Raw genomic sequence first — 15,343 nt, 5'->3', positions numbered from 1 at the left:
GTTTAATTAATTGGAACGGTACGTTGATGACCATAGCTATCAGTTACAGTTACCGATGCCATATTACTTTCAATATTAAAGAATCTGCCCGATTGCGACAAGAACGAATTACCATTATAAAACTCCTGTTTAGCGGTTTTTCCATTCTTGTATTTTATAGTGGCAAACACATCAAGCGGCTGTAAGCTAACGGTTTTAACAGGTCTTTTCAGTTCAAATAGCTTCATGGCCTCCCTGTTTTGGGTAGCCGCCAGCAAGTAGTTGCCCGTTGCGCCCTTTAGTTTTACCAATGCCTTGCCATCACCCGGAATATAAATACCGCTTTGCATAATGCTTTGTGGTTTAAAACCGCCTTTGCCATCGCCTTTTAGTAACAAGCCGTTAAAGGCATCGTACCTGCCGGTTGCCACTTCGGTGCCGTAGTCGTTACCATTCATGGCTACATCCAGGTTACCATCGCCATCAAAGTCATCAACGGTAATGCCGCATAGTTCAGACATCTGGGCTTCTATCGGTAAAGGCAGCGCGGTAAATTTGCCACCGCCATCATTGCGCAAATAAACCGATTGCAGGTAATTTACCTTTAACCTGATAGCCCCTTCGCGCATTTTTGGGGTTATCACCGAATCCATAGTTGCTGTCGCGAATGAGCGATAGTTTTGGAACCGGGTACGCATGCTGATCATCTGTTTAACTACATCATCCCTGCCATAAGCCGGAAACTCCTGCATCTTTCCTTCTTTATCTTTCAGGAAAACAGATGGGAAGGCATCATAGCTACCATTGTTATCAAAATCCTTAGCGGTGATGTATATCGGGTATTGATCCGTAGCTTTATAAAATGTATTCAACCCGGTGTTACCAACAATGTAGTCGGTATCTCCATCATGATCAAAATCGCCTGCGGCAATGGTGTTCCACCAGCCCAGTTTATTTTCAACGCCGGTGCCGGCGGTAACGTTTTTAAATGTGCCGTGATTGTTTTTCAGAAAGGTGATCGGCATCCACTCGCCGGTTAAGATCAGATCGGGCCAGCCGTCGTTATCAAAATCGGTAAAGGTGGCATCGCAAACCAGGCCAATATTATTCAGTTCTTTTGCTGCCGATGCTGATATATCGGTAAATTTGATCACCCCGTTTTTGCTATCGTTACGCAAAATAAAGCTTGATACCGGTTTCGGATAATTCCATGGATCAACACGACCAGATACAAACAGGTCCATTTTACCATCCTTGTTAATATCGGCGGCTTTTACACACAGTTTACTGGTTAGATTTTTAGGCAAGGCATCTGGCTGTAATTTAAAGTTTCCTTTACCATCGTTTACATAAAGCCTATCCTGGTAATTGGTTGATCCCGGTTCGCTTTCGTTACCTCCGCTTGCTACGTACAGGTCAAGATCTCCATCGCCATCGGCATCAAATAATAGCATACCCTCATCCTTAACCTGTACCGGCGATACCATATGGGCCATATCGGTAGTATTTGCAGGCGTTGCTATTTTAACCGGTGGTACCAGATCGCGCTGGGTAAATTTCCCATTGGCTTGCTGCAATAAAAGCTGAGCGGGATATTTTGTTGTACCGCTAACAACCATATCGTCAAAACCATTACCATCAACATCACCTACGGCCACAGCCGGTGTATATTGTGACAATTTATGCGGGATCATTTTTTGAACGTTGAAATCGATATAATCCTCTTCACGGTGTTTATAAGTGATACCTGCCGATTGAGTTACATCTTTAAAAAGCGCAGTGCCATCTATTGATGGATGATGGTTATTATAATCAACATGCGCATCGCTTATTTTAACCTGGAGAGTTTGGTTGGTTTTAACGTTTGTAAGCACCTGCTTTTTGCCATTATCCCAACGGATAACTACCGAATCGAGCTTGCTTATATTGCCCAAACCAAAATGTGCTATATTTTGTATGGTTGATAAGTAACCACGATAAGGCGTATTTTCATAATACTGGCGCTTACCATGATCGTAATAGATATCAACAAAGGCACCCAAACCGTTTATGTTTTTTGGCCCGCCGTGAAATTGTACATGTAAATAATTGTTACTTGTGATAGAGGCTTTACGCGCGGTATTTTTGTAGATGAAAGCCTCATCGTTGATATTGTTGATCACCATATCCATGCTGCCATCGTTATCCAGATCGGCATAGGCGCAACCGTTGGAAAATGATGGTACACCCAGTCCCCAGGTTTTGGTTACATCTTCAAACTGCAAACCATTGGTATTACGGAAAGCATAATTCGGGATCTTAACGATGGGGATCTGCTCCAGTACCTGTTGCGTTGAAGCTACAGAATAAGCCATCTGCCTGAAGGTTATAAAATCATGATCGGTAACATCGCGTGGGTAACCATTGGTAATTACCAGATCGCGATAGCCGTCGTTATCAAAATCAGTCATCATAGGTCCCCAGCTCCAATCCGTTTGGCCTACTCCGCTTAAAAACGCGGCATCGCTAAACGATGGATCGCCGATGGAATCATTACCGGCCACACGCGGACCGTTATTAATTTGCAGGGTATTACGGGTGTATTGATACTGGTACTTATAGCGGTCGAAATTTTGGAAGATCTGGTAGTTGTTTGGCGGCATAAACATCTTTTTGCGGTAGTTATCCTCGGGGTTCATGTCAACCTCAAAAACATCGGCAAGCCCATCGTTATTTACATCCTCAATATCCTGCCCCATCGAACTGAATGCTGTGTGCTTAAAATACTCCTGCACCTTATCAGTAAAAGTGCCGTTGCCGTTGTTAATGTATAGTATGTTATCAGTTAAAAAATCGTTGGTAACATAAATGTCTTTCCAGCCATCGCGGTTAATATCCACAATGGTGGCGGCGTGGCCGTACCCTTCGGTACCTATGCCTGCCTGTTTTGATACATTGGTGTAAACCGGGTGGTTTAGTTTGGCATCCCAATCGCAACGGTAAAGCTGCCCGGTACTGCGGTGGCTGCCATTGGTAATTATCGGCCTGAAGGTGCTTTGGTTATCGCCTGCTACAGCCTCGTTAACGGTGAGATACATATCCAGATCGCCATCGTTATCATAATCAAAAAACGAGGCCATAGTTGAGTGGAGTTTTACGTTGAGGCCGTACTCCTTAGCCATCTCTTTAAAACGAGGAACGCCATCTTTGCCTACACCCTGATTTACATATAAAAGGTTTGTCCGCTTAACCGAGTCATCCAGCAAGGTATAGCATACATAAAGGTCCATAAGGCCATCGTTATTAATATCAACAACCGCAACTCCCCTGCCCCAGCCGCCGCTGCCTTTTACTCCGGCTGCTTCGGTCACATCATCAAACTTCATATCGCCTTTGTTAAGGTATAACTTGTTTGATGTGGTATTGGCAACAAAGTATATATCCTGCAAGCCATCGTTGTTAAAATCGCCAATGCCTACCCCACCACCGTTGTACAAATTGAGCTTGGTAAGCGGGTTGATGGTATCGTTCTCAACAATGGTATTGTTAAAAGTAATGCCCGAATGCGACGAGGGGACCTGCTCAAACAGCGTAGTTTTTTTGCACGCCGTTAATGAAACCAGAAGCAGGCTTACAAAGGGTATTATATACTTCATTACAAATTATTAGGCTATAAAAAAGGTGGAGATAAATATCTCCACCTAAGTTAAATATTTAAAATCAGGGTTTTAATTAATAACCAGGATTTTGTTTAAGTTTTGAAGCACCTGTAGCACCCGAAAGATCGATCTGATTTTGCGGGATAGCATAGTACTCATTTTTGCCTTTGGTGAAATGAGCACCATTCAGTTGCGAGTTAACATTCACATCATAAGCAAAGAAGGCATTGATCTCTGTAGCCATACTGCCTGTACCCTGGTCCCAACGTTGCAAATCGAAGAAACGCTGACCTTCCATCGCCAGCTCTATTTTCCTTTCAAAATGGATGGCGGTACGGGCATAGTCTTTACCTTGAGTGGTAAATGTGCCAGTTGGGTACGGCTTAACCAAATAATTATCAGCCTTAGTTGTTTTATTAGTGTACTCAGATTTTGTCGCATCGTAATCGCTGCCTTTGTAAACCCACCATATAGGGTTTGCTGCACGGTTACGTACCATGTTCACATAATCTTCGGCTTTGGCAAGACTACCAACCTCAACTTCTGCTTCGGCTGCCATTAAAAGTACATCGCTCCAGCGCATTAAGTTAACGTTATTTGATGTAACCTCGTTAGCTGCCCAGTAGTTTTCAGTACTTGAGTTGGTACCTTTTTCACTTTGTGAATAAACGTTTTTCCGTGGGTTAAAAACACCATCCGTAGGGTCACGGATCCATTTTGGCTCTGGATTGCCCCAGTCAAGGTATGGGATACCAGGACGGCCAACAGTGATATCCAAACGTGGATCGACAGTACCTGTATATGGATCTGTTTTTCCGCTTACTTTTTTACCATCGTTAAATGTGGTAAGCAAAGGCAAACCGTCAGCACCTGTTTTAAATGAGTTACCTAACGATTGTGAAGGGTTAAACCAACCGCAGCATGCACCAGGACCGCCGTTGTAAGGGAAGTTCAACTCATCGCCGGTGTTACCGTTGTTACCGCCCGAGTTATCATTAACTGATGCCTGGGCCGCGAATACCGATTCAACACTGTTTTTTTGAGCCGAGTTAGGGCTAAAGTTTTTCTGCATGTTATCGTTCAGCGCAAACTTATCGCCGGTTGGCTTAATACCATTGGCAATCAGGTCATCAAACAACGTTTTTGCTTCTGAAAATTTATGCTGAAACATTTTGGCTTTTGCCAGGTATGCAACGGCTATCCATTTATTAGCACGGCCTTTGTTTGGCTGGGTAGCCGGGATATTATCAATACCTGCCTGCAGATCTTTTTCAATATCAGGCCAGATATCTTTATCATTTGGCTGGTTGCCATCGGTTACAGTTTCATCAACATAAGGGATCATGTTATACATTTTCTTAAGCTCGAAGTAGTAATATCCCCTTAAAAATTTGGCTTCGCCGGTAATCCTTTTAGCCTCAGGTGCAGAAATATCTTTAGCCAAAGGCAGGATCCGTAATACGTCATTTGCACGTACAACACCGCTAAAGCATAAAGTATATTTCGACTGGATATAAGGATTTGAAGTTGTGTAGGTAAAGTTACCTACCGGCAAGGCATCGTTACCACCATCTGATGGCTCCGAACCTTTGTAGGCGTCGCCGGCAGCCACGCTACCAAACAACCAGTTTGAACCGGCGGCATTAATACCACCACCTATACCACCTACACCATCCAACAATGAATAGGTACCGATAAGTAAACTTTCAACCCCTGCTTTGTTTGATAGCAGGTCCTGGTTTAAGCTTTGCAGAATCGGTCTGTCAAGTATATTTTTTCGACACGCGTATATGAGGCACACTGATAATACAACCAGTGGTACGATCAATTTTGCTTGTAATTTTTTCATAACTTTTATTTCTAAAATTTTTACGAATTAAAAAGTGGCACTAACACCAACGTTGTAAATTTTTTGATTAGCAGGGTAGTTACCAAAGTCAATACCGAAACTGGTATTATCACTCAAGTTAGATGGCTGAAGCTCAGGATCCAAACCGCTGTACTTGGTTATAGTAAACAGGTTGTTGGCCAGGAAATAAACGCGCAATCTTTTAATACCTAAGCTTTTTACTGTTGAATTTGGTATAGTATAGCCTAAAGTTAATGATTTTAGTCGTAAATAATTACCGTTTTCAACATACCATGAATTTGGCTCGCCTGTGTTATCGGCATTAGCTGTTCTTGTTAAAACAGGGATAGTTGCTTTTGAGTTATCAGCACCTGGTCTCCAAACTTTAGGGCCTAATATATCAGCACTTACGTTACCGGTAAATACTTGTGGGAAATAAGTCCAGTATTTAACGTAGTTAAAGATCTTAGCACCGAATGATCCGTAAAGGAACGCGTTCAGATCAAAGTTTTTGTAAGTCATATTAAGCGTAAAGCCTGTAGTAAATTTAGGGTTAGGATTGCCGATGAAAGTTTTATCGTTCACGTCAATTTTACCATCGCCATTTACGTCGGCATATTTAAATAAACCTGGTCTCGCGTTGCCATCAGTTGGAGAAGAGGCGATATCGGCAGCATCCCTGTATAAACCAATAACTTTATAACCGTAGAATGCACCTACCGGCTGACCTGGTTGCAAGCGTACAAAGTTTTGGATACGGGTTGAACCGCTACTGTTACGGTTTTGATATTTCAAACCGTTCAAATCAGTTACCTTATTATCATAGTGACTTAAGTTTAACGACAGATCATATTTAAGACCACCGTTTGATCCGCCGTGATAAGCCGCTGTAACCTCAAAGCCGGTGTTTACGATATTACCACCGTTAACATACGGAAGGTTTTCAACCGCAACAGGAGCAAGAGCGATAGAAGGATCGGTTGATACGAATAACAAGCCGGTAACAGATTTACGGAAATATTCGGCCGATAAATCTAACCTGTTGTTAAATAGAGTCGCATCAAAACCGATGTTTTTGATGATGTCGTTTTCCCATGAGGTGCTGATGTTACCTAACTGGTTACGATAAGTACCTGTAACTGTTTTATTACCAGTACCATCAATATCGTAGTTAGCATTGCCGTTTGATGGAATAAACAAAGTATAAGCATTGCTTAACCTGGTTTCAACACCATTTAATGAGCCCAACTTACCGTAGCTGGCACGGATCTTCAAATCATTTAACCAGCTGATATCTTTCATGAAAGATTCTTTAGAGATCCTCCAACCTAAACTTGCTGATGGGAAAGTACCCCAACGATAACCGCTTGCAAAGTATGATGAACCGTCACGACGGATAGTACCGCCAAGGATGTATTTATCATCAAAAGTGTAATCAGCTTTGGCAAAGTATGATAACAGGCCCGAATCAAACAACTGATCAACACCGTTGCTTGGCGCGTTAACACCGTTTGCAACAGTAACGTAGTTTGGCAGGAAAGTAAGGTTATAATTACCACCACCTGCACGGATACCGCGGCGATAAGTAGTAACAGCCTCAGAACCGGCTAAAATTTTAACGTTATGTTTGCCAAATTGCTGGTTGTAGTTTAAAGTATTGGTCCAGGTGTATTGGCTGTTATAACCTGCAACTTCGGTAAAACCGTTTGTTGAAGTGTTACCTTCCGAGTTTTCGTAAGCTGTAGGTGTAAAGTAATAGTAATAGTAGTTATCTACAGTACCACCAAATTGGGTGCGAATAGTGAAGTGTTTAAGGAAATCTGCTTCGGCAAAAATGTTACCTACTATATCCCAGTTGTTGTTACGGTTATTTTTGGTACGCTCCTGAACAGCAACCGGGTTGCTTGAGTTACCTAAACTACCAGACCTTGTACCGGCATAGTTACCTTTAATATCATATACCGGAATTACAGGTGGTTCGCGGTAAATGTATGATATAGCGTTACCTTCGTTTTGGTTATTGCTCAGGTTAGGACTTCTTTTGTAAAAGATATAAGCATTTTCGCCAACACGTACGTGGTCACCAAGCGCGAAAGTTGTATTTGCCCTTACCGAATACCTTTTAAAGTAAGTATCTATCAAAGTACCTTGTTGGTTAAAGTAGTTAACAGACATCAGGTAAGTTGATTTTTCGTTACCACCACTTGCTGTAATGTTATGGCTTTGGATAGGTGCCGGTTTAAACACTTCGTGAAACCAATCGGTACCTTGTTTATTTGCCATGGTAATATTGTTTGCACCTAACAGATCAACACCATTAGGACCAACACGCAATGGATCTAAAGGGTTACCGTTATTAGGGTTAAGGTTGTACCAATCAATAGTAGTACCTGGGTCACCTACGTGCGCACCTGCAGGGGTAAGAAAATCAGGGATGGTCCATTTACCGGTTTTTCCGGGGTCATATTGAGAGTTACCGTCGGCTAAAGGGCTTGTGCCGTCAGCTTTTGGGCTGTTTAAATATGATTCATAAATAGCCTGAACGTAAGTTTTAGAATAGGCAAGTTTAAAACCATCAGCCAAAGGTCTTTGAGTACCGTAGTAGGCATCATAAGTAATGGTTGCTGCACCGGTTTTACCTTTTTTGGTTGTTACCACAACTACACCGTTTGAACCACGCACACCGTATATTGAAGCGGCGCCGTCTTTCAAAACCTGGATAGATTCGATATCATTGGGGTTGATATCATTTAACGAACCCTGAACACCATCGATCATAACTAACGGTGCTGTGCTGAAGATAGATCCCACACCACGCACGTTAACAGTAGCACCACCACCCGGGTTACCCGAGTTGATAACGGTAACACCTGCAGCCTGGCCTTGCAGTAACGATGCAGTATTTGCTGCCGGTACTGTTTTTAAGCTGGCTACGTTAACAACGGCTACCGAACCTGTGATGTCTTTTTTACGCTGGGCGGTGTAACCTGTTACCACAACTTCGTTCAGCGTGCTGCTGCCCGATTGTAAGGTGATCCGCAGGTTAACATCGGCACCTACTTTAACTTCGGTACTTTGGTAGCCAATGTAGGTAACTACCAATGTGTTGCCCTGGCTTAGCGTTAAGGTAAATTCACCATTAACGTCAGTTACGGTGCCGGTACTGGTACCCTTGATGCGTACAGACGCACCAACGATGGGCAGTTTATCGTCGGAGCCGATAACTTTACCCTTGTACTTTGTTTGGGCTGTAACTACCAATGAAGATATCAGGCAGCATAGCAGCAAGCCCAAATACCTCCCTTTGAGGAGTAAACTTTTAAACATGAGATTGAGATTTAGTTGATTAATATATTTGATTAAGCTTTTTGGTCGATAATTGGCGGGTTATGTTTTAAGATAATAGTTTACGCACTTACAAAAAACCTGGTTATACGGGGCAGTTGTGAGATGAGCCCTGTTTAACAGATCTGTGTGAGATGAAGTGCCGGAAAGAAAAAAATGTAAAAGTTTTATCATGTAATCTTCTCTCGTGTAAATTTTAGTTTTTTACCGTTGTATCACATCTTCAGGTTGTTCGTTACCGAAAAACACTAAAAGTTAAAATGTTATAATAATATCAGAATTTGAACGCTTTCTGCTTTTACAGAAATTTATATTGGCTATGGAACTAATGTAAATAGTGTGTACTGTTTACACAAGTAAAAAAAGCAGATTTATAAATTAATTATTTATAGGCTCATTTGTCCGATAAAATCACAAATTGAAAACCTTTTGTTAAGATATTATTAACACACACGGCATTTTGTTAAAATTATCGTATTGCCAAAATGTTGCTATTATCAAACACCCGACATCAAAAAGTTTTTAAAACAATAAATCTTTATGTAACGAGGCTATTACACCACAATTTTAATTGGATTTTAATGTTGCGGGCGGGTGTGACAATAATTCATCAAAGTGTTAAAATATCATCATACCATACATATACCGTCAATACAACAATTAATATTATTGCATGATAATAACTGTTAACCAAACATTTAACTACATAATACTTTTTCAACAATAAATGTTCAATCAACATTTATTACAATCGATTTCAAAGCAGTAAATCGACGATTCAGGTTTTTTCGTTAAAATAAAGCGCCCCGGCAAAATGACTTGCCAGGGCGCTCTATTTTATTTTTTCTGTTAAAAAAATATCTTCCTCATTTTTAACAAAGTGCTAAAAATGTATTATACTCTTTTTAGTTTTATTTAGCCCACCAAACTGATGCATTATGGGTATTTGCCGAGCTTGTACCTATTTGCACTACAAACTCGCCTGGCTCCCAATCATACTTTAATTGGGTGTTATAAAACTTCAATTGCTCAGGGGTAATAGCAAAGCTGATCTTTTTTGATTCGCCTGGTTGCAGGTTAACTTTTTGATAGTTTTTTAACTCCTTTACCGAACGGCTGATGCTTGCAACAGGATCGCTGATGTATAACTGCACAACCTCTTCACCTGCATATTTACCTGTGTTGGTAAGCGTAACCGAAGCGGTTAAAGTTTCATTACCTTTTAGTTTGGTTTTGCTCAAACTAACATCACTATAACTAAAGGTAGTATAGCTCAAACCGTAACCGAATGGGTAAAGCGGATCGTTAGAGATATCCAGATAATTTGATTTGAATTTAGTAGGACCGCTGCTATATGGCCTGCCGGTATTTTTGTGGTTATAATAAATAGGTATCTGCCCTACGCTGCGTGGGAAGGTAGCGGTCAGTTTACCGGCCGGGTTATAATCGCCAAATAAAACATCGGCAATGGCATTACCTGCTTCTGAGCCTGGTGCCCAAACATCCAATATAGCGCTGGCGTTTTTATCTTCCCAGGTTAAAGTAAGCGGGCGACCGTTAAACAACACGATCACCATTGGTTTGCCCAATTTTGAAAGTTCTTTCAGCATGTTTTTCTGGCTCTCAGGAATATCGATATCCGAACGACTTGATGACTCGCCAGACATACTTTGCGATTCGCCAACTACAGCCACGATCACATCCGATTTTTTGGCAACATCAACGGCTTCCTGTAACAGCTGGTCGGCAGGTTTAGCATCAACAGAAACCATACCCGGACCAAAATTCAAACGTTTAATAAATTCAGCGTCTTCAGTAATATTGGCACCTTTAGCATAGTTAACGGCAACATTGTTACCCACTACGTTTTTGATACCTTCCATTACACTTACCGATTTTTCCCATTCGCCGGCAATAACCCAGGTGCCTAACATATCGCGGTGGTTATCGGCCAGTGGGCCAACCAATGCTATGCTGCCAGTTTTTTTCAAAGGCAGGGTTTGGTTATCATTTTTTAATAATACAAACGAGTGTTTGGTAATTTCCCTCGCAGCAGCGCGGTTAGCAGGCGATAATTCTTCTTTAGCCTCTTTATCGGCATCCATTGATTTATATGGATTTTCGAACAGGCCCAATTTGTATTTAGCCTCTAAAACACGCTGACAAGCAAGGTCAATTTCCTGTTGGGTTATTTTCTTTTGTGTAAGAGATTTTTTAAGCGTTTTAACAAAGCCTTCGCCTACCATATCCATATCCAAACCTGCTTTTAGTGCCAGGGCAGATACAGTTTGCAGATCGCCAAGACCGTGAGCGGTCATCTCGTTTACCGCAGTATAATCTGATACTACAAAACCTTTAAAGCCCCATTGTTTACGTAACAGATCGGTAAGTAACCATTGGTTACCTGTTGCAGGTACGCCATCAACCGTATTGAACGAACTCATGAAACTACCGGCACCGGCATCAACTGCAGCTTTGTAAGGTGGCAGGTAATCCTGGTACATTTTAATACGGCTCATATCAACCGTGTTGTATTCGCGACCGGCCTCTGCACCGCCATACAGCGCGAAGTGTTTTACGCAGGCCATCACCGCATCGGCATTTTTCATGCTTGCGCCCTGGTAACCTTGCACCATTGCTTTAGCTACTTGTGAACCATACCATGGGTCTTCACCCGAACCTTCAGAAATGCGGCCCCAGCGTGGGTCGCGGGCAATATCAACCATTGGAGAAAACACCCAGTTCAGGCCTTCGCCGGTTGCTTCTTTAGCTGCAATTTGTGCCGATTGTTTGATCAGGTTCATATCCCAGGTAGCCGATATCCCCAACGGTATTGGGAAAATAGTACGGTGACCGTGGATCACATCCAAACCAAAAATAAGCGGGATGTGCAGCCTTGAGTTTTTTACAGCGATATCCTGGATCTCGCGGGTTTGCTTAGTGCCCCAAACACCAAACACACCACCGATAGCTCCTTTTTTAATATTTTCTTCAACACCTTTATTTACTACCGAACCTGTTGTAGCCGCACCGATGGTTACTAAATTAAGCTGACCGATTTTCTCGTCGACCGTCATTTTGTTCATCAGGCTTTTTACATAGGCGCTCATCTTGGCGTCTTCAGTTTTATTTTGGGCCGATACCTTATTATAAGGCAACAGCACCACGCAAAGCGGCATAACGGCGACGGCCAGCCGGCTTGAAAAATACTTTTTCATTTTTTTTGTTTATTGGGTAGTAAATAATTGGTTAACAAATATGACTAATAATCAGGGCTTTTCAGCGCCTATGTAAATATTTCCGGTAAATTTTAAATGTCGAGATTACAGCTTTTTTCATAGTGTAATAAGTACACAATTGTAAATATTATAATTAAAAAATCAAACTTTATTTGTACAATAGCGCAAATGTTAAGCAAACAGCAACTTATTGAGTACAGCGAGGATGCCCGTAAAAACTACGTGAACCATATTTCTATTGATTGTGTGGTATTTGGTTTTCACGAGGGGCAAATGAAAGTGCTGCTATTAAAAACACACAACGAAGAGAAATGGTACCTGCCCGGTGGCTTTGTATTGAATGAAGAACCAATTGATACAGCAGCCCACCGCATTTTGCAGCAACGTACCGGTTTGGATGAGGTATTTTTACAGCAATTCCGTGTGTTTGGCGATCCCGATCGCTCGAAAGTGCATAATGATATGTATGTAGATATGCTGCCTAAAGATCAAAACTGGTTCTCTGGCCGTTTTATATCGATAGGTTATTATGCCCTGGTTGATTTTTTTGGCGTGATCCCCCACCCCGATCAATTTTCAGAACTATGCGCATGGCGTGATCTGGACGACATTCCCGAATTGGAACTTGACCACGAAAAAATTTACAAAAACGCTTTAGACACTTTACGTCTACAACTTAACTACCAGCCTATAGGATACAACCTGATGCCTAAAGAGTTCACCATGCCCGAACTGCAAAAGCTATACGAAACCATTTTAGGCAAAAAGCTGGACAGACGTAATTTTCAGCGCAGGATATTGGGCTTCGGCATCCTGAACCGATCGGAAGAACCACGCAAAGGCGGCGCACATAAGGCTCCTTATTTATATTCGTTTGATTTGGAGAATTATCAATATGCCTTGACTGAGGGGTTTAAGGGGGGATGGTAGACCCGTTCAAAAATGTCATTGCGAGCGCAGCGTGGCAACCGCATACTATACAGGGCGGCCACGCTTCCGTGCGATTGCTTCGTCGTGCCTCCTCGCAATGACATGCAGTATATTTTATAAACGGCTATACTCCAACTTCACCTGCACATTCAAATCCTCGTGCATGCTGGCAAACTGTTTAGGGTTGCGGGTAAAATCGGCATCGGTATCCATATAAATATTGGTGATCCTCGCCATTTCGGGGTGTTTATCTGTACCTATATTATAGGTAAGTCCTTCGCTGCTTTCTAACTGTTGTTTAAGTTCCAGGTATTGTTTACCTGTTATAATGATCATCTTCTCGGCTGTCATTGGTCTGGTTATTCTAAATGAAAAGCTGTTTGCAGATACAAAATTCCCGCTTACCGGCTTTCCATAATGGTTTGTTATATTTACTTCAAATATAACTCATATACATCCGCATAAATGATCAGGATAAAAAAATTACTGCCGGTATTTTTACTATTGGGCAGCACCGCCGCGTTGGCCCAGCAAACATTACCTATAGCCGTTAACCTGCAAACTACTTATACCAAAGGCACCCGCACACCATCGGGAGAGCCCGGCAAAAACTATTGGCAAAACACTGCCGACTATGCCATCAAAGTAAAATTCGACCCGAAAACCCGCCTGGTAAGTGGTACTGTGGGTGTCGACTATGTTAATAACAGCCCTAATAGTTTAAACAAAGTACAGTTTAAGCTTTATCCAAACCTTTACAAAAAAGGCGTATCCCAGCAATCAAACATATCACCTGCCGATCTTACAGATGGTGTGCATATTTCCGGTTTAAGCATTGATAACCAGGCACAGGATACCGCGAAACTCCATATAATGGGTACCAATATGGTTGTGCCTATTAAAGAAGGTATCGGCTCAAAACAAAAAAAGCATTTTGATATCACCTATTCATACACCCTAAACGAACATTCGCATATCCGTACCGGCCAAATAGATACCGGCGCGTTCTTTATAGCGTACTTTTTTCCGCGCGTAGCTGTTTACGATGATATTGACGGATGGAACACTTACCCATACACAGGTTCGCAGGAGTTTTATAATGATTTTTGCCATTTCAGCGCCGAGATCACTGTGCCCGGCGATTATAAAGTCTGGGCAACAGGCGACCTTAAAAACCCCACCGACGTTTATGATCCCCGCATTATTAAACGTATTGACGAAGCAGGCCTAAGCGATAAGGTTACCGACGTTATTACCGAAGAGGACATCAAAGCAGGTAACATCACCAAAAACGCACCGTCACACACGTGGAAATTTGAAGCCGATAGCGTTACCGATTTTGTATTCGCTACAAGCAACCATTATTTATGGAAAGCATCGAGCCTGGTGGTTGATCCTAAAACCAAACGCCGTACCCGTGTTGATGCCGTGTTTAACCCAAGCCATAAAGATTATTATGCCGTGGTTGACTATGCTCGCAAAACGGTAGAGGTAATGAGCTACAAATTCCCGAAATGGCCTTATCCATATCAGCACGAAACCGTTTTTGACGGCCTCGACCAAATGGAATACCCAATGATGGTTAATGATAACCCGTTGGAGGATAAAACCGATGCCATTACCCTAACCGATCATGAAATTTTCCATACCATGTTCCCTTTTTACATGGGTATCAACGAAACCAAATACGGTTGGATGGACGAAGGCTGGGCTACCATCGGCGAATGGCTGGTAAGCCCGGAGATTGACCATTCGATAGTTGACCCTTATGGCGTTGCTGCCGTTGAACAAACCGCTGGCCAGGAAGTTGATATGCCTATCATGACGCTTACCCCCGCCCTTATCGGCGCGGCAGGTTTTACCGATAGTTATCCAAAACCTGCTATGGCATATTTATATGTTAAAGATATGCTTGGCGATGAGCTGTTTACCAAAGCTCTGCATTATTACATAGCCCAATGGCACGGCAAACACCCCATGCCTTACGATTTCTTTTACTGCATGAACACCGGCTCGGGCCAAAACATGAACTGGTTTTGGAAAGCCTGGTTTTTTGATGGAGGCGTGACCGATCTGGGTATTGGTAAAGTAAGCAATACCGGCAGCAACTATAGCGTTGTGATTAATAAAGTAGGCAGCAAACCAATCCCAGTAAATCTTACAGTTTATTATACCGATGGCACTACGCAGCTTGTTCACAAAAGTATAGCAGTGTGGCAAGCTGGTAACACCTCAACTAAAGTTGATTTTGCAGCGAAGAAAGCAGTTAAAAAATTGATATTGGGTACAACTTACGATCCGGATAGCAATAAGAAGGACAATGTGTGGACAAGCGCTAACTAACAATAGCTAAAATTCCATTT

7 protein-coding genes are annotated in these 15,343 nt (G+C 42.2%); 2 read left to right on the top strand and 5 right to left on the bottom strand.

The genetic code is table 11. The features are described 5' to 3' along the window. Positions 1–2: 2 nt before the first annotated feature. The 4 genes from AAFN85_RS12415 to bglX all read right to left on the bottom strand — a co-directional run bounded on the left by AAFN85_RS12415 (position 3) and on the right by bglX (position 12,029). Positions 3–3,614, bottom strand: coding sequence for a VCBS repeat-containing protein (locus AAFN85_RS12415; RefSeq protein ID WP_347527629.1), 3,612 nt, complete (start codon positions 3,612–3,614; stop codon positions 3–5). A gap of 76 nt (positions 3,615–3,690) precedes the next feature. After that, positions 3,691–5,466: a RagB/SusD family nutrient uptake outer membrane protein gene (locus AAFN85_RS12410; protein ID WP_347527627.1), complete on the bottom strand. Its 1,776-nt coding sequence runs from the start codon at positions 5,464–5,466 to the stop codon at positions 3,691–3,693. Positions 5,467–5,493: 27 nt separating this feature from the next. Next, a complete protein-coding gene (locus AAFN85_RS12405; RefSeq protein WP_347527626.1) occupies positions 5,494–8,793 on the bottom strand; it encodes a TonB-dependent receptor in 3,300 nt (1,099 codons plus the stop codon). A 929-nt stretch (positions 8,794–9,722) separates the two neighbouring features. Beyond that, positions 9,723–12,029, bottom strand: a complete 2,307-nt coding sequence (bglX, locus tag AAFN85_RS12400) for a beta-glucosidase BglX (RefSeq protein WP_347527624.1) — start codon at positions 12,027–12,029, stop codon at positions 9,723–9,725. A gap of 189 nt (positions 12,030–12,218) precedes the next feature. Here bglX and AAFN85_RS12395 point away from each other — a divergent pair, with 189 nt between their 5' ends. After that, positions 12,219–12,980 carry an NUDIX domain-containing protein gene (locus tag AAFN85_RS12395; RefSeq protein WP_347527623.1) on the top strand — a complete coding sequence of 254 codons (762 nt, stop codon included), beginning with the start codon at positions 12,219–12,221 and terminating at the stop codon, positions 12,978–12,980. Positions 12,981–13,094: 114 nt separating this feature from the next. Here AAFN85_RS12395 and AAFN85_RS12390 read toward each other — a convergent pair whose 3' ends face one another. Continuing rightward, positions 13,095–13,331, bottom strand: coding sequence for a hypothetical protein (locus tag AAFN85_RS12390; RefSeq protein WP_347527622.1), 237 nt, complete (start codon positions 13,329–13,331; stop codon positions 13,095–13,097). A gap of 114 nt (positions 13,332–13,445) precedes the next feature. On the opposite strand from AAFN85_RS12390, the gene AAFN85_RS12385 reads away from it, so the two are divergent. Then, entirely contained in the window at positions 13,446–15,323 is a 1,878-nt protein-coding gene (locus tag AAFN85_RS12385) for a M1 family metallopeptidase (protein WP_347527620.1), read from the top strand. Positions 15,324–15,343 lie beyond the last annotated feature (20 nt).

The sequence above is a fragment of the Mucilaginibacter sp. CAU 1740 genome (assembly GCF_039839285.1).
GTDB lineage: Bacteria > Bacteroidota > Bacteroidia > Sphingobacteriales > Sphingobacteriaceae > Mucilaginibacter.
This window is presented reverse-complemented; position numbering and strand designations above follow the sequence as displayed.